Raw genomic sequence first — 18,432 nt, 5'->3', positions numbered from 1 at the left:
CTTACAACCTAATCCGGCCCTCAAACAAAGGCGCTGAGGCCTGTAATCGCCCGCCCCACCACCAACGTATTGATCTCGTTGGTGCCTTCATAGCTGTAAATCGCTTCGGTGTCGGCAAAGTGCTTGGCGACGCCGTGTTCCAACAGAATACCGTTGCCGCCAAAGGTTTCGCGGGCAAAGGCCACCGTTTCGCGGCAGCGGGCGGCGGTAAACACCTTGGCGAGTGCGGCGTGTTCGTCGTTCATCTCGCCCCGGTCTGCCATGTAGGACAGGCGCAGGCACAAGGTAAACATGGAGGTCACGTTGCCCAACATATGCACGAGGTGATTCTGAATCAGTTGAAATTCACCGATGCGCTTGCCGAACTGTTTGCGGGTTTGGCTGTAGGTGAGGGCCAATTCGTAGGCTCCCATCGCGCAGCCCACGCCCTGCCACGCCACGCCCGCACGGGTCAGCTTCAGCACGTCGGCGGTGGTGCGCCAGCCCTGCACGGCTTGCAGGCGGTCACGTTCCTCGATCCGGCAGTTTCCCAGCGTAATGTGCCCGTTTTCCACGATCCGCAGGGCGATCTTGCCTTCGATTTTCTTCACCGCGTAGCCGGGGGTTCCGGCCCGCACGATAAAGCCGCGCACTTCCTGCGTGTCCACGTCGCGTGCCCAGATCACAGTTAGGTCACTGAACGTAGAGTTACCGATCCATTTTTTCTCGCCGTTCAGAATCCAGCCGTCGCCGTCGCGTTTGCAGGTGGTACGCATGCCCTGACTCACCTGCGATCCGCCTTCGGGTTCGGTCAGGCCGAATGCGCCGATGGCTTCGAAATCCATCATCTTGGGCAGCCACTCGGCTTTTTGTTCGGCGCTGCCGCCCAAGGCAATAGAGGCGAAGGCGAGGCCCGCATGCACGCCGAAAAACACCGCCGTACTCACGTCCACCTTGCAGGCCTCCAGCGTCACCAGACCTTCGATGATGGTGGCGTTGGGCTTGCGCGTGCCGTCCTCGTTCCAGATTTTACGCAGCAAGTCCAGTTTCCGCAGTTCAGGAATCAGGTGTTTGGGGAACTCGTCGCGGCTCCAGTACTCGTTCATGATCGGCGCGACGTGCGTGTGCATAAACTCTTTGGTCTGGGCGGCCACTTCGCGCTCATCGTCGCTCAAGGTCTCCATCAGGCCGTAAAAATCGCCGTCGGCAGTGGGCAGGGCCGCCTTTTTGCCGCCGTCTCCGGCCAACATGCGCGTCAGTTGCTTGAGTTGGCCGTCGCTCATGCGGGAGGCGGCGTTCAGCAGGGCGGGCAAGTCTACGCGCCCGCTGAGTTTTCCCAGCGCCTGAAGATCGATCTGGGCCAGCAGATCCATCGGATTAGGGGCCATCGGATTGGAAGCCGTCGCGTCCTTGGCAGGAGAGGTCATGCCCCTAGTCTGACATATTTTATACTCGGTACAAAGTTTTATATCCTGCGATTGTGCTGCCCGGTTGTTTATTCATTCTTTAGAGAGCGTGGGGTTGCGAGCTGAACAGCCTCTAGCATGGGTTATGTCCTTCTTCTCGCTCTTCTTTGCCGCCCCATGACGCTGCCCAAAGCAGACCGTCCTACGCGCCCGCTGCCTGCCAAACCTGCCGGGTATGTGGAATTGGCACGGTATTCCAGCTTGGGCCGCCTGTGGGGACTGCTGGGCGGGGCGCTGCGGGCGGGCCGAGAAATCAGCATCGTGCGCGGCGATTCGCCCGACCTGTGCCGCCGCCGAATTGCCGGGTATGCGCTGCCGGGGGCGGCCCTGTTCCTCGATACGGCCCGCCTGCTGAGCCAACTCGAAGACGGCTTCGAAACCCATCCGGCGCTGCTGGCCCTGTTATCAGGCGACGCCGATCCGCTGCGGGCCGAACTGAACGCACACTTTGAATTGCAATTGAATTTTGTGGTGGCCCTGACGGCGGGCCGTGACCTGATCGTGCGTCCAGAATTTAAGTATCTGCCCACTGTTCCGGGCCTCAGCACCTTGCCTGCACAGTTGGCCCTTGTTCCCCGCCGCTTGGGCCGCGATGAACTGCACCTGCTGCTTCAGCGGGCTTGCGGACTGGCTTAAGCCGGAGTGACCCAAACGTGGAGCATCCCCCAATTGGGGGTGTAGGACTTCGCGCAAGCGGCGTGAAACAACCGCTTTACATTAGAACGTTACTGGGACATTCTAGGCAGACAAGCGCCTCAACGTCATTTTGCTCTATGCTGAATGATCTCGCACATATTTCTCATAGCAGATTTGAATAGCAGATTGCCTGTGAGGGTGCGTTTTTAGTGCTGCGGCAGCGTCTTTAATTGAACAACCGGTAGAGTGAACCGTGAATGAGTTCACAGCCAACCGGACAGTTAACAGGATAAGGTCTGACTCGTGGTCAGCGAAACTCCCCGTCCCGCCCGTGCGCGTAGCCCTGAAGAGAAATCTCAGCGCCGCGACGATATCCTCCGTGCCGCCGAACGTCTCTGGACGAATACGCCTTACGCCGATCTGAGCATGAATCAGGTGGCACGTGAGGCCAAACTTGCCAAAGGCACCCTGTATCTGTACTTCGATACCAAAGAAGAATTGTTTCTGGCCCTGCTGACCGAGCATCTGCAGCAGTGGTTGGGCCACCTGACGGGCATGCTGGCCGAGCGTCAGCCCAAAACGCCGGGCGACGTGGCCGATGTCATCATCGATTCTTCTAAAGGCTACGAGGCCCTGCGCCGCCTGCTGATCTTGCTGGGCACGGTACTGGAGCGCAATGTGCGCCCCGAACTGACCCTGAACTTCAAGCGCGACGTGCGCCGGATGCTGCAAGAAGTCATCGCCCAGATGCCCTTCGAGGCTGACCTGACCCTCAAGATCATCGTGCATGTGTACGCCTTGGCGGTGGGCTGGCAGCAGATTACCGAAGAGACCCCGTCCTCGGAAACCCTGCGCCGCTACCCCGAAATGTCGTTCCTGACGCTGGATTTCGACACCGAGTTCCCCATTTCGGTACGCGCCACCATTGACCGTCTGACGGCCAAAGCGTAAGCGCAGCGCCGTTTTAACCCAAATGAAGCAGGCTCCCCAAGTCACCGGGGAGCCTGCTTCTACTTCGTTCAGACCAGCTGGATTATTCCTTCACACCGCCCGAGACGGTTCCGCCCACGAAATAGCCTTGGAAGCCGTAGAACAGCGCGATAATAGGCAGTGCGCCCAAGGTGGCGGCGGCAGAAAAGATGCCCCACTTGGTACTGAATTGCCCGGTGGTAAAGCTGCGGAGCATCACGCCCACCGTCCACTGATCCACGCCCGTCAGGAGGATGCTGGCGAGGATAAATTCGGCGTAGGTGCCGATGAATTGGTTCAGGAAAATGAAGACCAGAATGCCGCCCGACAAGGGCAAGACCACTTGCAGGAAGGTTTGCCAGCGGGTCGCGCCGTCCACCATCGCGGCTTCTTCCAGCGATTCGGGCAGGCTTTCCACGTAGCCTTTGAAAATCCACGTGTTGAAGGCGATTGCGCCGCCAGAGTAAGCCAGAATCAGGCCCGTGAACGTGTTGACGAGGCCCAGGATCACCATCAGGGTGTAGACGGCCACCAACGCCAAAAACACTGGGAACATCTGAATGAAAATGAAGAACAGCAGCATCTGAAAGCGGCCAGGAAAGCGTAGGCGGGCCATCGCGTAGCCTGCGGTGGTACTCAGCACAATTGCCAAGAAGCCCGTGACGCCCGACACCAGCAGCGTATTGCGTACCGACAGCAGGAATTTGCTCTCGTTGCCCTGCCCCGTGAACTGCGACGGCACCATAAAGATGACCAGCAGGGCCAGAGCGGCGATGAGGGCGCGCATGGCCCACGCCCGCGCCTGCGTCAGGCGTTCGCTCTCGCGGCCCACGCGGCCCATGATGGCGAGAATGAGGAGAGCCGTCAGGGCCGCGCCGACCACTCCGGCCAAGACCAGTTGCCAGCCGGGAATGGTCACGCCGTCGAAGAGGGCGGCGTAGTTTTCAAAACTCAGCACCTGCAAATTGGGCAGCAGTCCAGAGCGGTACAGGATATTGGGGTCAGAGAAATTGGGGAAGGCGAACAGACTGTTGCGGGGATCGAAAGCCGCGATCAGCACGTACAGCAGCGGATAGACCGCGATCAGCACCACCAGAATCAGGAACAAGTGCGTCAGTTGATCGCCCAGCACGGCGGCGTAACTGATTTTGCGCCCGGTGCGGGCCATGCCGATGCGCTGCCCGATCAGGCTGGTGAGCGCCAACAGGCCGCTGGCGGCCAGCAGGAACAGAAGGAAGCGAATCCAGCCCCGTTCGACAAAATAGATGGTGAAGCTTTTGGGCCTGCCTGCCATGTTGCGGGCCAAGAAGTAGCCCAGCACGATAAAGCCGATGACGACGGCGGCGGCCACCAGCCAAGGCGCGGCGCGGCGCAGTGCGCCCGGTTCCTTGTGGACGTAGCCACCCGGCGGCAGATTCTGGGGAGTCGGAAGGGCGGTCATTTGCGGGCCTCCTCGAACACGCCAGCGGCCTTAAAGTTGACGAGGCTGATGGCGAGCGTCAGGAAAAAGATGATCAGGGCAATGGCACTCGCCAAGGAGTAGTTCTGGCCCCCGGCACTGGCGAACGCGGTGTTGTAGCCCCACGACAGCAAAATGTCGGTACTCTGCGCGGTACTTTCGCGGCCTTCCTGCGCCGGGCCGCCCGCCGTGAGCAGATAGATGATGCCAAAGTTGTTGAAGTTGAAGGCGAAGCCCGACAGCAAAATGGGCGTGAAGGCGGTACGCAGCAGGGGCAGCGTGATGGACTGGATTTGCTGCCAGCGGCTCGCCCCGTCGATGGAGGCGGCTTCGTACAAATCTTCGTTGATGGTGGCGAGCGCGCTGATGGTGGCGGTCATCATGTACGGAAAGCCCAACCACAGGTTCACCAGCAAAATAGAGACTTTGGCCCACAAGGGGTCGTTCAGCCACGGCACGGCGGCAAAGCCCAGCAGGCCCAGCGCCTTGTTCACGATGCCGAATTGCTGGTTGTACAGCGCCACCCACATCTGCACGCTGATGACAGCGGGAATGGCCCAAGGCAAGAACAGCAGGGTGCGGTAGATGTTACGGCCTTTCAGGCGCTTGTTGTACAGCAGGATGCCCAGAATCAGGCCCGCCAGACCGTTGATGACCACCGTAGAGAACGCAAAAATGACCGTCCACAGGAACACGGGCCAGAGTGCGCTGCTGGCCTTGGAGAAAATCTCTTGAAAGTTGGCGAGGCCCACGCGCTCGATGCGGTTGATGCGGGTCACGTCGGCCAGCGCGAATCCGGCGGCGACGGGGGCGGTCAGCGTCACGTTGTTGCCCTGAACGCTGGCAATGCGGGCGCGAACGGGCGACGAAGCGTCTTCGTCCAGCAGCACCAGCGTATCGCCCACACAGGTGGCCGTCCGGCAGCGCAGGTAGGCCTGCACCGAATCGGCTTCCGGCGTTTCGCTCAGGGTCACCACGCGGCGGTCTGCGCTCAGGGTAGCCGCCGTTCTGACGCCCGAATCCGGGTTGCCGCTGTTCTGGCCGCTGTAATTGGTGAAGGCGTAATTCACGGTCAGGATGATGGGCAGCACTGTGAACGCGATCAGGAACACCAGCGCGGGGAACAGGTAGAACCAGTTGGCGATCCACGGCACCAGCCGCCCGGTAATGGGCATCAGCACCAGCAGCGCGCCCAGCGTGTACACCAGAATCATGTACGGGGGGGCGTCGGGTAGGGCGCGGGCCGTCGCACTCGCCAGCAGCCAGCCGATCAGGGCCGCGCCGCCCAGCAACACGGTCAGCACCAGAATGGCGATCAGAACGCCGCGGGTTCCTTCCGGGGGAACGTTGGTGCGCTTGGCAGGAAGAGGCAGGGACGTGGTCATCGGTAGGTAAACCTCCTAAAAAAAATGTGGGTTGAATGCGCCCCATTGTGGGCGTCATCTGAAATGACTGCAACTCTACCAGAGCGCAGCCTGACCATTGATCTAGTCAGACGAACCATGTAATCGTTTGCATCTCTTGTTATGGTGCAGCCGCAGCAATGGAAAACGGACAGGCGTCTATAGCCCGTCCGTTTTCATTCAATCGGTGTGCTTTTACTTGATGTTGCTGTTAATTTCAGCGACGGCCTTGTCCAGAATCTGGGAGTAGTTCTGGTTGGGCTTCTGCACGCTCTGGGCAATCGCGGCGCTCCAAGGCCCCCACACGCTGCCCATCTCCACGATGTTGGGCATAGGCGTACCCATGCTGATGGTCTTGCCGAAGCCGGCCACCACGGGGTCAGCCTTCAGTTTGGTGCGGGCGCTGAGGCTGACGGGAATACGGCCCCCGGCCTGATTAAAGCTGACCTGCGCGGTGCTGGAAGAAATCTGCTTGGCAAACTGCGCCGAAGCGGCCTTTTGCTTGCCGTAGGCGTTGATCATGGTGCCCTGCACGCCCACGAAGGGGCTCCACTTGCCGGTTGCGCCGGGAGGGGTGGGGAAAGCGGCGATGCCGTAGTCGATGCCTGCTTTCTTGATGTCGCCGATGTCCCAAGGCCCGGTGAGCAGCATGGCGAGGCGTCCGTCCACGAAGGCACTCTTGGCCGCGCCGCCGTCTACACCTTCGGGCACGAGGTTGTACTTGTAGCGCAGGTCGTTCAGGAACGCGCTGGCTTTTTCGGCTCCGGCGTTGGCCAAGCCGATGTCTTTGGGGTTCAGGGTGCCGCTGGTGTTCTTGAACACGTAGCCGCCGTAAGCGCTAACCACGCCGTAGTTCATGTAGGCGTTGCTGAGGTCGGCGAGGAAGCCGAACTTGCCGTTGCCCGTGTTCTTCTGGGCGGCGGCCAAGAAGGCGCTCCAAGTGGTGGGCGCGTTGGGGATGAGCTTCTTGTTGTACACCAGCGCCACGCTTTCAGCGAACATGGGCAGACCGAACAGTTTGCCCTTGTAGGTCATGGCGGTCAGTGCGGTTTTGTCGAAGTCGGTGCGGCTGGTCACGTACTTGTCCATCGGCTCCACGACTCCGGCAGCGGCCAACTGGCCCAAGCGGTCTTGGGGCAGCGTGACGACCACGTCGGGGCCTTGGCCCTTGGGCGCACTCTGAATGAACTTGTCGGGGATGTTGTCGAAGGGCACGCTGACCAGCGACACTTGGGTGCCCGTCTTCTTGGTGAAGTCGGCGGCCTGAGACTTGAGCCATGCCAGTTCGGGGCCGCCAAAGTGAGTCCAGACGGTAAGGGTGGCCGCGCCTGCCTGAGAGGTAAGGGCGCTGCCCAACAGGGCCAGAGACAACAGGGTCAAAGCTTTCTTCATAATGCTCCTTGGGTGGATCGGCGGTGAACCGCTTCCAGTAAAACCAGACGAGTGAACTGTAGAACAGGGCCGCCGTGTTCAGCTTGCTCCAGCAACGCCAGAAGTAGGGTCTGGTGCGGGAGGTTTTGTACGCGAGCCAAAATCTCACGCAGCACTGAAGGGGAATGAACGGGGATGTTCGCTCATCATTATAGGTGCCGCCCTGTCACTTGACAAGACGAGTTCCTGACCTTGGGTTAGCCTTTATTTCACGTTGCCGTCAGAGAAAACGGTTTGTGTTGGAGTGGATACAATTTTCATCTTGGACAAAATAATGGACTTGATCCAATGGTCTCCTGACCATTCGCTGCCCGCGCTTTCTGTTGCCCGGCCCGTTTCGCCGTATGCTGGCCGGATGATTCGTTCCCGCCGTCCTCAACCCAGCAAAGCGAGTGCTGACAGCCCCACAGCCGAGGCGGGCGGTTCAACCCGGCCCGGCAAATTCCGCCCGCGCCCTGACCCGGCCAACCCTGCCCGTGAACTGGCGGTAAAAGTGCTTCTACGTGTGCTGGCAGGCGAATCCTACGCCGCCTCTGCGCTGGATTCGGCCCTGCAAGCGGCCAAGTTGCCCGGACGTGATTCCGGCCTTGCCACCCATATCGTGTATGGCGCTCTGCGGTACGCGCCCACCCTGCAAGCGGTGCTGACGCCCATGCTGACGGAAGATACCCATCCCAAAGTGCGGGCGCTGCTATTGGCCGGAGCCTTCGAGAAACTGATCTTGGGCACGCCCGCGCACGCGGTGGTCAGTGAATACGTGAATCTAGCGCGGGACGCCCGTTTCGCGCCGCCTGCATTGGTGAATGCCGTGCTGCGCCGCGTGGCCCTCCCGCCCGAAACTGAGGAAACCCGCACTGCCCTGCCTGCGTGGATGATCCGTGTTTACCGCGCGGCTTACGGCGAAGATGCCGAGCCTGTGATGGCCGATCTGCTGACGCCGCAACCCCTCTGGCTGAGCTTGTCGGAGGCGGGGGAGAGGTTGCTGGAGGAGGAAGGCAGCGAGGTTTTCTCCGGCCCCAACAGCGTGCGGCGCGTGGCGTTGGCCCGCCCCCTGCGTGAATCGGCGGCATACATGCAGGGCGAGGCGCAACCCATCAACCCGGCCAGTCTGGCCTGCGTGGACGCACTGGGCGACGTAGACGGTGTGCGGGTGCTGGATTTGGCGGGCGGCATGGGCATCAAGGCGGCGATGCTGGCGGCACGTGGGGCCAACGTAACCAGCGTCGACGTAATGCCGCACAAGCACGACGCGGCCCGTACCAACTTGGCCCGCCTCGGCCTCAGCGCCGACTTCATTACCCACGATCTGACCACGCCACTGGACTTGCCGCCCGCTGCGTTGGTGCTGTTGGACGCTCCCTGCACGGGCAGCGGCACTCTGCGTTCTCACCCCGAAATTAAGCTGCGCCTGACCCCACAGGCTGTGGCACAGATGGCGGCCCTGCAAGCCCGGATGCTGCCCCACGCCGCCGCTGCCGTCGCGCCTGGCGGAGTACTTGTGTATTCGGTCTGCTCGGTCATGCCGCAGGAAGGGCAAGACGTGATTGGTGCGTTCTTGGCGGCTCACCCCGACTTTGCCCCCGATCCCTTGCCCGATTTGCAGTTGCCCACCGTTTCCGCCGGAGCAGGTGTGCTGACCGTGCCCGAACACGGCATAGACGGCTTCTTTATTGCCCGGATGCGTCGCCTGAGCTGATGGAGCTTGGTGCGCTAGGCTGAAGAATGCCCCTTAAACATGGTCTGCTCGGTGCCGCCCTGTTGCTGTTCGCCGCCGCTCCTGCACAGGCTCAAGCCGCCGCCAACTGCACCCTTGCCAACGTTGTGGACTCGGCCACCTACGATCTGCTGACCATCACCAACTGGAGCGAAGTCGATCAGGACGAATCCAGCTACAACTGGGCGCAGTGCCGCGCCGCCAAGCTGGATAAGGATTTGGCGACGCAGCCCCAACTGCGGGCCAGATTGCAAACTTTACGCAGGCAGTACCGCGAAATGCGGGCCATAGAGGGCCAATTGGCCGGAATCCGGGCGGGCGGCGGCACGATGTACGTTCACCAAGTACCGCGCATGTATCCGTTTTTAGAGGAGCAATTGGGCAGCCTCGGCGCACTGGCCCGCAGCACTCTGGGCGCACCCACAGGCCAGCATTACGCCCGCGTGATTGCCGAGGCCAAGGCCGATCACGCCAGTTATCTCAAGCTCCAGCGGGCCTACAAACCCGGCCCCGACGAAGACTACGTGATGTACGATCCCAAAACGTGGGCCACTACCCTCAACCGCTACGACACGCTGGGCAAAGCCATCATGCTCACGCTGGGCAACCGCAACGACGCGGCAACGGCGCTCGGCTACAGCATCCTGACCCATTTCACCTTTTCCGCCGATCCGGAGGAATACGGGTACTGATGACGGCAAACCAAGACCCTGAACGCACCGTGTAGCTCAGCGTTCAGGGTCTTGAATTTAGAACTGCGGAGACGGGCGGGTGTGCGGCCCCTCTTCCCACTGAAATCTCAGTTCTGCTTGCCTTCCGCTTCCAACCCCAGCGCAGCGTCCAGCGCCACTTCGATCATGCCGTTGAAGGTCAGTTGGCGTTCTTCAGCTGTGGTTTCCTCGTGCGTGATCAGGTGATCGCTGATAGTGAGGATGGTCAGCGCCCGCACGCCGTGTTTGGCGGCCAGCGTGTACAGCCCGGCGGCTTCCATTTCTACGGCCAGCACGCCAAAATCGGCCCACTGCTGAAACTGCTGAAACTCGTCTTGATAAAAAGTATCGCTGCTCATGATGTTGCCGACGTGCGTAGCAAATCCGCGTTCCTGCGCGATCTGGTAGGCCCGCAGGAGCAGCTCGAAATCGGCAATCGGCGCGAAGTTCTTGGCCCCGAAACGGATGTTGTTGATGTTGGAATCGGTGCAAGCGGCCTGAGCCAATACCAGATCGCGCACATGCACATGCGGCTGGTAGCTGCCCGCCGTACCCACGCGAATCAGGTTTTTGCAGCCGTAGCCCGTGATCAGTTCGTGCACGTAGATCATGGAACTGGCGATGCCCATGCCGGTGCCCTGCACACTCACGGGCTGGCCTTTGTAGGTTCCGGTATAGCCCAACATGCCGCGCACGGTGTTGTGCTGCACGGGGTTTTCAAAAAAGGTTTCGGCAATGTGCTGGGCACGCAGCGGGTCGCCGGGCAGCAGGACGGTTTCGGCAATTTGGCCGGGTTGGGCATTCAGGTGAAGACTCATCGGGCCTAGCCTAGCAAGTTTGGCGGGGGCAGCCTCGAAGTGCTTAGCCGTCTATGCAGTTTCTGTGTGATCGCTGCCGTCCACCCATTCCTGTGCCAGCCAGCGCGAGTGTGGTAGGCCCCGGCTGAGAATGCCGCGCCGCACATCGGCCACGTCGTAGGGCACTCGGTGAAAAGTAGGTTGCCAGCCCGCCCCGGTGCGCCTCAACATCAGGTATTCGGCCCGCGCCAGATTGACATAGCGGTCACCGCGTTTCTGGAAAGGCAACCCCACACTGCCGGGATTCAGCAGCACCCAGCCGTCCAATTCACGGTGCAAAGGCTGGTGCGTATGGCCGCCGATCCAGACCGACTGTTGCCCAAATTCCGCCCGCAGTTGGTTCAACCGCGCTTCTGGCGTGTGCGCCGTCAATTCTTCGTTGTCGCGTTCCGGGCTGCCGTGAAAACAGAGCAGATCAGGCCACTCGGCGCGGGCGGTGTAGGTCTGGAGCAAATCCAGTTCGGCGCGGCCCAGTTGTGTTCTGGCCCATTCGCCAATGGCGTGCAGCTTTTCTTCGTCGGGAAAACCGCGTGGGGCAAAGGCTGTAGCTTCTTCCAGCAGCATTCGGTCAGCGTTGCCGCGTACCACCGGGCAACCCAGCGCCGCGATTCGCCCTATACATTCGGCGGGCCACGCGCCGTCCATCGCCACATCGCCTAAGCAGATAAAAGCCTCGGCTCCCTGCCGTGCCATATCGGTCAGCGCCGCAGTCAGGGCGGGCAGATTGCCGTGAACGTCGCCAAACACGACCAGTTTGAAGCCTTCGCGGGGGAGCATGGCTGAGCATACCGGCTGGCCTCACACGCTCACCAGCCCCAGACCAATCCCGCGTGCCACCGCTCCGGCGCGGCTTTGTACGCCTAGCTTGGAATACAGCGCCCCCACATGAAACTTGATGGTGCTTTCGGTGACGCCCAGTTCCCGCGCCGCCCGCTTGTTGCTGAGGCCCTCGGCCAGCAGCACCAACACGTCGTGTTCGCGGGGGGTCAGGGTCACATCGGACGGCGCGGGGGCCATGTCGTCGGCTGGCGAGTTCGGGGCGTGCAGCAACGCGGGGGGCAGCACCACCAAACCCGCCGCCGCGCCCAGCACCCCGGCCAACAGTTCGGCGGGAGTGGCGTCGGCACTCAGCACCGCCCAGCCGCCGCCCGTCAGTTCTGGCAGAAGTGCGGCCCATTCCGCCGATCCCAGCGCCACAATCGCCCCCCCCTCGGCCAAGGCGTCGGCCAGCGCGTCCGGGTCGGCCAGCCACGCATCGTCTACGATCAGCACGGCACTTTCGGCCTCGGAGCGTAGCAGGCCTGCCGCTCCCAGCAGGCTTTCTATCCCGGCCCGCAGCATGGCCGACTGCACCGCTACCCGTACCGACGGCGGCAGATGGGCAGGCAACGCAACAGGTTCGGCCATAGCTGATGCTACGCGCACGGGCTGTGGCCGGGGCAAAAAGCTCAGCGTTCTCCCACAGTCACGGTCACGTCGGTTTCTTGGCCGCCGCGCAGCACCCGCACAGCGAGCATTTCTCCGGCCCGCTCGCGCACCAGCGCCAGCAGTTCGCCGGGATGCCGCACGGCCTCACCGTCCAGCGCCAGCAGCACGTCACCGACCAAGAGTCCTGCGTTGGCGGCAGGGCTGCCCGTTTCCACCTGCACCACCGTCAGGCCAATTCGCCCACGCTGTTGGCCGCCGCGTCCTCCCCAGCCGCGACTCTCCCTACCGCGCTCGCCCCGTCCGGCTCCCCGGCGTGGGCCATGTTCGCCGCGCCCGCCGCGTTCTTCAGGTTGGGCTTCGCTCCCTGCTTCGGCCTGTGGCCCGGTTTGCGTGTCCGACTGTTGAGCATCAGGAAAATGAACCGGCTGTGTTGCCACTCCCAGATACCCACGCGGCACGCGGCCCGCCGTGTTCAGCAGGTCGGCCACCCGCAGGGCGCGGGCTGCGGGTACGGCCAGCAGGGTGCCCCGGCTGACGCCCGCGTTCAAAAGGCCCACCAAGCCGCCGCGTGTGTCTACGAGTGCGCCCCCGGTCACGCCGCGAAACGGGGCGGCCCCGGCTTCCAGCCAGCCGCGCATCGGGCCACGTTCGGGCGGGGCGGCCCGTTCCATCAGCCCGAGCGTCACCTGTAAGCCGTGCATGGGGCGGCCCACCCCCAGCAGCAACTCGCCCACTCGCGCTCCGGTGCTGGCGGGCATCGCGGGCAAGTTCAGCCCCTCCACCCGCAGCAACGCCAAGTCGGTGGAGGGGTCACGGCCTGCCACAGTGGCGGCCAGTTCGCGCCCGTCTGCCGTGCGGACTTTCACTTCATCGCTGTGCAGCACGTGGGCTGCCGTCAACACTTGTCCGTCTGCTACGACTGTGCCGCTCACTGGGCGTCCACCCAACACGGTCACTACAGATTGTCCCGCCGTTTGCGCGGCGTCCGCTAAACCTTCCGAAATCCTGCTCATGTCATTTATATTCGTCATGCCCATAGAATGCGTCCAGCAGACTAAATCTGCGCCGGGCGAATGGTGGGGGCGGCGGCCTGTCCGAACGGCTAGGGGTGGGGTTGGGTCAGATAGACAGTTCCGGGCGAACCCCCCAGTCTGCTTTCGCAGCCAACCCCCCTTAAGGGGAGCGCAACAGCACTTGTCCCCACCTCTAAGGGGGGGCGTTGCGGAGCAACGGGGGGGTTCACCCACAATCTAAAAAACTCCCCCGCCCCAGCCGATAGCACACCACCCCCACCCACTCCTCCCGGTAAAGTTCCGGCTCAGCCCGCCCCACTTCAACAAATCCCAGCCCCAGCATCAGCCGATGAGAACGGCTATTGGGCGCGTGAACCTGTGCCGTGACTGTGTGTAGTCCAAGCGGGCCAAATGCGTGTGCCAGCAGCAACCTGCACGCCTGATGCGCCAGCCCACGCCCCCACTGCGCCCGCTCGCCAATCGCCACGCCCAGTTCTGCCGTGTGCGCCAGCTTATTGGCAAGGTCTACATAGCCCACGAGTTCTCCGTTTTCTTCTATTCCCAACCGCAAAAAGTCTGGCCCGGTTCCGGCGATCAGGCGCTGCCAGTGCTTGCTGATCAGACGCGGGGCGAGGTGGGGCGTCCAGCCTGCGGCAAGGCAGAATTCCGGGTCGGCGGCCCAGCGCACGGCGGCCTGTTCGTCGCCGGGGCGAAGTGGGCGCAGGGTCACGGCCATGCCCGCAGGATAGGCTGAATTCAGTGTCCCTTCCTCCGCACACCTTCCCGCATCCCTACCGCGCCTTCACGGCTTTTCTGGGCGCGTCGTTTGCGGCTGGCCCGGCCCCACGCCGTCAGTTCTTGCCCGCCGAATTCCGCGCAAGCTTGCTGGCCGGAGCAGGGGAGAGGCTGCCCTTGCTGTACGCTCCGGTGCTGGAATGGGCCTTGGCCGAGCGCGTCCACGACGCCGAGTATCTGCGCCGCTGGCGGGCTGGAGAGGTCACGCGGGCCGAAGAACGGGCGCTGGGGTTTGCTTGGTCGCCTGCCGTCGTCGAGCGCGGCTTAGCCAGCAGCGGCGCAACCTTGGCGGCCACAGGGGACGCTTTGACCTTGGGCCTCGGCATCAATCTGGGCGGCGGCACGCACCACGCCTACCGCGCTCACGCCGAGGGGTTTTCCTTCCTCAACGACGTGGCGATCAGCGCCCAGTGGTTGTTAGATGAAGGCCGGGCGGCGCGGATTGCAGTGGTGGATCTGGACGTGCATCAGGGCAACGGCACGGCGTCTATCTTCGCCGCCGAACCCCGCGTCTTCACCGTCAGCGTGCATGGAGCCAACAATTACCCGTTTCAGAAGGAGGTCAGTGGGCTGGACGTGGCCCTGCCCGACGGCACGGGTGACGTGGTGTATTTGGCAGCGTTGGAAGACGTGGTTTTTCCTGCGCTGCACGCTTTCGCCCCCGATTTTGTCTTCTACCTCGCCGGGGCCGATGTGCTGGAAGGCGATCAGTTGGGCCGCCTTGCCCTCACGCCTGCCGGAGTACGCGAACGAGATGAGCGCGTGTGCCGCTGGGCCGCCCTGCACGGCATTCCGCTGGTGCTGGTCATGGCGGGCGGCTACAACACAAATCCCCAAACGCTGATCGCGGCGCGCTTGGGGACGTTGGAGGCGGCGTTGTCTGCGTTTGGGGCGGTGGTTGGAGAGGTTTAAAGGTTTAGGGTCTAAGGTGCTGGGTCAGTCCGGCGCTTCGGCTTAAAGAGGCGGTGAGTGAGCGTCAGCGAATGCCGTTGTTAGACCCTCAGCCCCTCGACCCTTAGACGGTCTTTCACCTCACCACAAAGTCAATCTCCACCACTGCCGTCACGTCTTTTTCCAACGCCGTCGTGTCGTAACTGCCCGTGTCTTCCACGCTGGTTTCAAAGCGGGGCGTGATCTGGAACACGCCCACGCGGGCATTCTTCACGGCCCCGATAGAGTTTCCGGCACTCTGGGCAATGGCCTGAGCGCGGCGTTGGGCGTCTTTGCTGGCTTCTTCCAGCAGTTGCACGCGCACGTCGCTCAGCTTGGTGTACAGGTACTGCACGTCGCCGCTTTCGATGCTGAGGCCGCCTGTGCTGGCATCTACAAAGGCCGCCGTTGCCGCACTTACCGCGCTTTGCAGCTTGGCAATGTTGCCCGACTGCACCCGGAACGTCTGGCTGACCACATAACGGGTGCGCTCCACTTCGGCGTTTTCGCCGTTCACGTCCTCGATGACCGTGTAGTTTTGCGGCCCCGCATTCACTGGTTCGCGCCGCAGTTCGGACGTTGCAAACGCCTGCGCCCGCAAAAAGGCGTCTATGGCAGGCTGCGCCCCCTGAAAAGCCTTATACGCATTCTGCAAATTGCTGTCGTCGCTGCTGCGAACCGTAAACGTCCATCCCGCTAGATCGCTGGTGATGTTGCGCTTGGCGCTGCCCGTCACATTGATCACGTCGCTGGCATTCTTCACATCGGCAAGGCCCCGCACGACGACAAACCCGGTGGCAAAAAAGGCGACGGACGCGATGGCGGTAGCAATAATGGCGCTGGGCAGGCGCACCGATGGGGTCATGAGCTACGCTAACACGCTTCTCATTTAAGCGCGTCATCCGAAAGAATGGGCCTGAATGAATTGACCCTGAAGAGTGTGTAGGTGGTCAGAAAACCGGGGCGCAGGCTGTGGCATAGTAGGGGACAGCGCCGTCCGGCGGGGGAGGGGAAAAGATGACTGTCAACAACAATTCACAAGATCAAGCTCAAGACTACGTGCGTGCCCAAGAGGTGAAGCGGGAATCTAAACCGCCCCGCACGGAAGCAGAGATCCGCGCCGAGATGAAAGAGAGTGTCAGGCGCAATGCCCGCGTGTTGCAGACGCTCGCCAAGTTGTAGGGGATGGCTGGCCCACTGTCCAACACCTACTTTTACCGGTAGCGAGGGATAGATTACCCCACCAAAAAATACGTCCTCGAACTCCATGACGACGTGTTGGAAGTGTCGGAAGGCCGTCCGGGTGTGGCCCATATCGGCGTGATCGAAAGTGCGGTCAGCAAGCCCGTCACTTCTTTGGGTGGCGAAGATGCCTACCCCACGTTTTTCACCAAATTGGCGGCGATTGGCTACACCTTAGCCCACGATCACGGCTTCAGTGACGGCAACAAGCGCACCGCCCTTCAGGTCATGCTCAACGTCTTGGAAGCGAATGGGTTTTATCCTGACCCATCTGACCGCGAGAAGGTGACGGCGGCGATTCTGGCAGCTATGAATTTGCTGGATGTGGCGGGACTCCGCGTCACCCTGATGCTGTGGTGCGGCATTGATCCCGCCGACGCGGAAGCCTGACGCGGTATACTGAGCGCATGACGCGCCGCCTAACGCCAACCTAGTGACCTCGCTGTTCATCTCTGGATGAGCCGAACGAAGCGAGAGGCGAAAAACAGACAGTGCAGCGGGAATGGAGACCCTCCCCGCTTTTGCGGAGGCTCGCAACGTGAGCGGCACTGTCTCGAGCGTGAGTTGAAGGCGCGATCACCCAGCCTCAAGAACCCAAGAACCAGCAACAGTTCATCATCCGGGCCGCACCGATCAGGCCCGCAGGAGTTCCTATGACCAGTCTTCCCACCCAGCCCGACGTGCAGGACGGGGCCACCGCACCAGACCCAGCCGTCTTAGAAACGATTGTCGAACCCACCGCCACCGAAAAAGCCGCAGCGTTGGCCGACAAGAACCTCACCACCGAGATTGCCCGCCGCCGCACTTTTGCCATCATTTCTCATCCCGATGCGGGCAAAACCACCATTACCGAAAAACTGTTGTTGTACGGAGGCGCAATTCTGGAAGCAGGCAGCGTGACTGCCAAGGAAGGCCGCTCCCACACCAAGTCCGACTGGATGAGCATTGAGCAGCAGCGCGGCATTTCTATTTCGAGTTCTGCACTGACCTTCGAGTTTTCGGGCCGCCACATCAACCTGCTGGATACGCCCGGACACCAAGATTTCAGCGAGGACACCTACCGCACCCTGACCGCCGCCGACAGTGCCCTGATGGTGCTGGACGCGGCGCGTGGGGTGCAGACGCAGACCGAAAAGCTGTTCGCGGTGTGCCGCAACCGGGGCATTCCCATCCTGACCTTTGTGAACAAGATGGATCGCCCCGCCCAAGACCCCTTTGAACTCTTGGAGCAGATCGAGAACATTTTGAAAATCACGGTGGTGCCGCTGACGTGGCCGATTGGCGACGGCCCCGACTTTAAGGGCGTGTACGACTTGCAAACCAAGCAAGTGCTGGCCTTCGAGCGCACGGCGGGCGGCAAGCAACGTGCGCCTATGCAGACGGCGGGGCTGGACGATCCTAAATTGGTGGGGTTGGTAGGTGCGGATTTGGCTGCCAAACTGCGCCACGATGTAGAACTCATCACCGCCGCGCTGCCCGAATTTGACGCCGCCGAGTTCCTGAGCGGCGAACTCACTCCCGTCTTTTTCGGCAGTGCCATGAATAATTTCGGCATCGAACATTTTCTCAGCAACTTCGTGGAACTCGCGCCGCCCCCCGGCCCCACCGAAACCAATCTGGGCGAGCGCGAGCCGGAAGCGCCGTTTGCCGGATTCATCTTCAAGTTGCAGGCCAACATGAGCAAGCAGCACCGTGACCGCACCGCCTTTATGCGCGTCATGAGCGGGCATTTCGAGCGCGGCATGGACGTGACCCACACCCGCACAGGGCGCAAGCTGAGGCTCTCGCAGGCGCATACGCTGTTTGCCCAAGACCGCGAAAAGGTGGAGGACGCTTACCCCGGCGACATCGTGGGCTTGGTCAACCCCGGCGTGTTCCAGATTGGCGACGTGATCAGCGTGAACGGCAAAGTCGTGCTGCCCAGCTTCCCGCGTTTTACGCCCGAAACTTTCGCCACCATCGGTCTGCGCGATGTAGGCAAGCGCAAGGCCTTTATGAAGGGACTCCAGCAACTTGCTGAAGAGGGCGTGGTGCAGGTGTTCTATCCCACCGACGGCGCACGCGATCCGTATTTGGGCGCAGTGGGGCCGCTGCAATTCGAGGTCTTTCAGGCCCGCTTGCTGGAAGAATACGGCGTGGACGTGGAAATGAACGTCACGTCTTATCAGTTGGTGCGCTGGTTGGCCGGAGACGCCAATTCCGTGGCCCGTTTTGCCCGCCACGTCGAAGACGATCAGGGCCGCCCCGTGATGCTGTTCCGCTCTAAATACGACTTGAGCTATACGCAAGAGCAGCATCCCGAAATTGAGTTCTTGCCGCTGCCCAAAGACTTGACGCGGGTATAAGGGAAAAAGCCAATTCTCTAAGTCGTCCGGCCTGAATCCTACGCATTGGATTCAG

18 protein-coding genes are annotated in these 18,432 nt (G+C 61.8%); 8 read left to right on the top strand and 10 right to left on the bottom strand.

What is annotated here, in order from left to right; translation table 11 throughout:
• Window positions 1-20 precede the first annotated feature (20 nt).
• Window positions 21-1,406, bottom strand: a complete 1,386-nt coding sequence (locus SU48_RS08045) for an acyl-CoA dehydrogenase family protein (protein ID WP_064014798.1) — start codon at window positions 1,404-1,406, stop codon at window positions 21-23.
• A gap of 156 nt (window positions 1,407-1,562) precedes the next feature.
• Here SU48_RS08045 and SU48_RS08040 point away from each other — a divergent pair, with 156 nt between their 5' ends.
• Both SU48_RS08040 and SU48_RS08035 read left to right on the top strand, forming a co-directional pair.
• Window positions 1,563-2,081: a hypothetical protein gene (locus SU48_RS08040; protein WP_064014797.1), complete on the top strand. Its 519-nt coding sequence runs from the start codon at window positions 1,563-1,565 to the stop codon at window positions 2,079-2,081.
• Window positions 2,082-2,384: 303 nt separating this feature from the next.
• Window positions 2,385-3,032 (top strand): TetR/AcrR family transcriptional regulator, encoded by a 648-nt coding sequence (locus SU48_RS08035; protein WP_064014796.1) that lies wholly within the window; start codon window positions 2,385-2,387, stop codon window positions 3,030-3,032.
• 82 nt (window positions 3,033-3,114) lie between these two features.
• Here the strand turns inward: SU48_RS08035 and SU48_RS08030 are convergent, their stop codons facing one another.
• From SU48_RS08030 to SU48_RS08020, 3 genes are all read right to left on the bottom strand, one after another.
• Window positions 3,115-4,491, bottom strand: coding sequence for a sugar ABC transporter permease (locus SU48_RS08030; RefSeq protein ID WP_082869720.1), 1,377 nt, complete (start codon window positions 4,489-4,491; stop codon window positions 3,115-3,117).
• On the bottom strand, window positions 4,488-5,894 hold the full coding sequence (locus SU48_RS08025; RefSeq protein ID WP_064014795.1) for an ABC transporter permease subunit: 1,407 nt from the start codon (window positions 5,892-5,894) through the stop codon (window positions 4,488-4,490). Before SU48_RS08025 ends, SU48_RS08030 begins: the two co-directional genes overlap by 4 nt.
• Window positions 5,895-6,107: 213 nt before the next feature.
• Window positions 6,108-7,304 carry a sugar ABC transporter substrate-binding protein gene (locus tag SU48_RS08020; protein WP_064014794.1) on the bottom strand — a complete coding sequence of 399 codons (1,197 nt, stop codon included), beginning with the start codon at window positions 7,302-7,304 and terminating at the stop codon, window positions 6,108-6,110.
• A gap of 394 nt (window positions 7,305-7,698) precedes the next feature.
• Here SU48_RS08020 and SU48_RS08015 point away from each other — a divergent pair, with 394 nt between their 5' ends.
• Both SU48_RS08015 and SU48_RS08010 read left to right on the top strand, forming a co-directional pair.
• Entirely contained in the window at window positions 7,699-9,039 is a 1,341-nt protein-coding gene (locus SU48_RS08015) for an RsmB/NOP family class I SAM-dependent RNA methyltransferase (RefSeq protein WP_082869719.1), read from the top strand.
• A gap of 26 nt (window positions 9,040-9,065) precedes the next feature.
• Window positions 9,066-9,749 (top strand): hypothetical protein, encoded by a 684-nt coding sequence (locus SU48_RS08010; protein ID WP_064014793.1) that lies wholly within the window; start codon window positions 9,066-9,068, stop codon window positions 9,747-9,749.
• Between the two features lie 107 nt (window positions 9,750-9,856).
• On the opposite strand, the gene deoD is transcribed toward SU48_RS08010, so the two are convergent.
• From deoD to SU48_RS07985, 5 genes are all read right to left on the bottom strand, one after another.
• The gene (gene deoD / locus SU48_RS08005; protein ID WP_064014792.1) at window positions 9,857-10,585 is read right to left on the bottom strand and encodes a purine-nucleoside phosphorylase; all 729 of its coding nucleotides are present in this window, start codon (window positions 10,583-10,585) and stop codon (window positions 9,857-9,859) included.
• 51 nt (window positions 10,586-10,636) lie between these two features.
• Window positions 10,637-11,401: a metallophosphoesterase family protein gene (locus tag SU48_RS08000; RefSeq protein ID WP_064014791.1), complete on the bottom strand. Its 765-nt coding sequence runs from the start codon at window positions 11,399-11,401 to the stop codon at window positions 10,637-10,639.
• 21 nt (window positions 11,402-11,422) lie between these two features.
• On the bottom strand, window positions 11,423-12,031 hold the full coding sequence (locus SU48_RS07995; protein ID WP_064014790.1) for a response regulator transcription factor: 609 nt from the start codon (window positions 12,029-12,031) through the stop codon (window positions 11,423-11,425).
• Between the two features lie 41 nt (window positions 12,032-12,072).
• A complete protein-coding gene (locus tag SU48_RS07990; RefSeq protein ID WP_231881567.1) occupies window positions 12,073-13,083 on the bottom strand; it encodes a S1C family serine protease in 1,011 nt (336 codons plus the stop codon).
• Window positions 13,084-13,291: 208 nt separating this feature from the next.
• Window positions 13,292-13,801, bottom strand: a complete 510-nt coding sequence (locus SU48_RS07985) for a GNAT family N-acetyltransferase (RefSeq protein ID WP_064014788.1) — start codon at window positions 13,799-13,801, stop codon at window positions 13,292-13,294.
• A 23-nt stretch (window positions 13,802-13,824) separates the two neighbouring features.
• On the opposite strand from SU48_RS07985, the gene SU48_RS07980 reads away from it, so the two are divergent.
• Window positions 13,825-14,772 carry a histone deacetylase family protein gene (locus tag SU48_RS07980; protein ID WP_064014787.1) on the top strand — a complete coding sequence of 316 codons (948 nt, stop codon included), beginning with the start codon at window positions 13,825-13,827 and terminating at the stop codon, window positions 14,770-14,772.
• 115 nt (window positions 14,773-14,887) lie between these two features.
• On the opposite strand, the gene SU48_RS07975 is transcribed toward SU48_RS07980, so the two are convergent.
• A complete protein-coding gene (locus SU48_RS07975; protein ID WP_064014786.1) occupies window positions 14,888-15,655 on the bottom strand; it encodes an SIMPL domain-containing protein in 768 nt (255 codons plus the stop codon).
• A 152-nt stretch (window positions 15,656-15,807) separates the two neighbouring features.
• On the opposite strand from SU48_RS07975, the gene SU48_RS14155 reads away from it, so the two are divergent.
• The 3 genes from SU48_RS14155 to SU48_RS07965 all read left to right on the top strand — a co-directional run bounded on the left by SU48_RS14155 (window position 15,808) and on the right by SU48_RS07965 (window position 18,377).
• Window positions 15,808-15,972 (top strand): hypothetical protein, encoded by a 165-nt coding sequence (locus SU48_RS14155; protein ID WP_157451123.1) that lies wholly within the window; start codon window positions 15,808-15,810, stop codon window positions 15,970-15,972.
• Between the two features lie 93 nt (window positions 15,973-16,065).
• On the top strand, window positions 16,066-16,422 hold the full coding sequence (locus SU48_RS07970) for a type II toxin-antitoxin system death-on-curing family toxin (RefSeq protein ID WP_197474631.1): 357 nt from the start codon (window positions 16,066-16,068) through the stop codon (window positions 16,420-16,422).
• Window positions 16,423-16,685: 263 nt separating this feature from the next.
• A complete protein-coding gene (locus tag SU48_RS07965; protein ID WP_231881566.1) occupies window positions 16,686-18,377 on the top strand; it encodes a peptide chain release factor 3 in 1,692 nt (563 codons plus the stop codon).
• Window positions 18,378-18,432 lie beyond the last annotated feature (55 nt).

This window comes from Deinococcus puniceus, assembly GCF_001644565.1.
In the GTDB taxonomy this organism is placed as follows: Bacteria; Deinococcota; Deinococci; order Deinococcales; family Deinococcaceae; genus Deinococcus; species Deinococcus puniceus.
The sequence above is the reverse complement of the archived record's forward strand: the minus strand, read 5'-3'. Positions and strand labels throughout refer to the sequence as shown.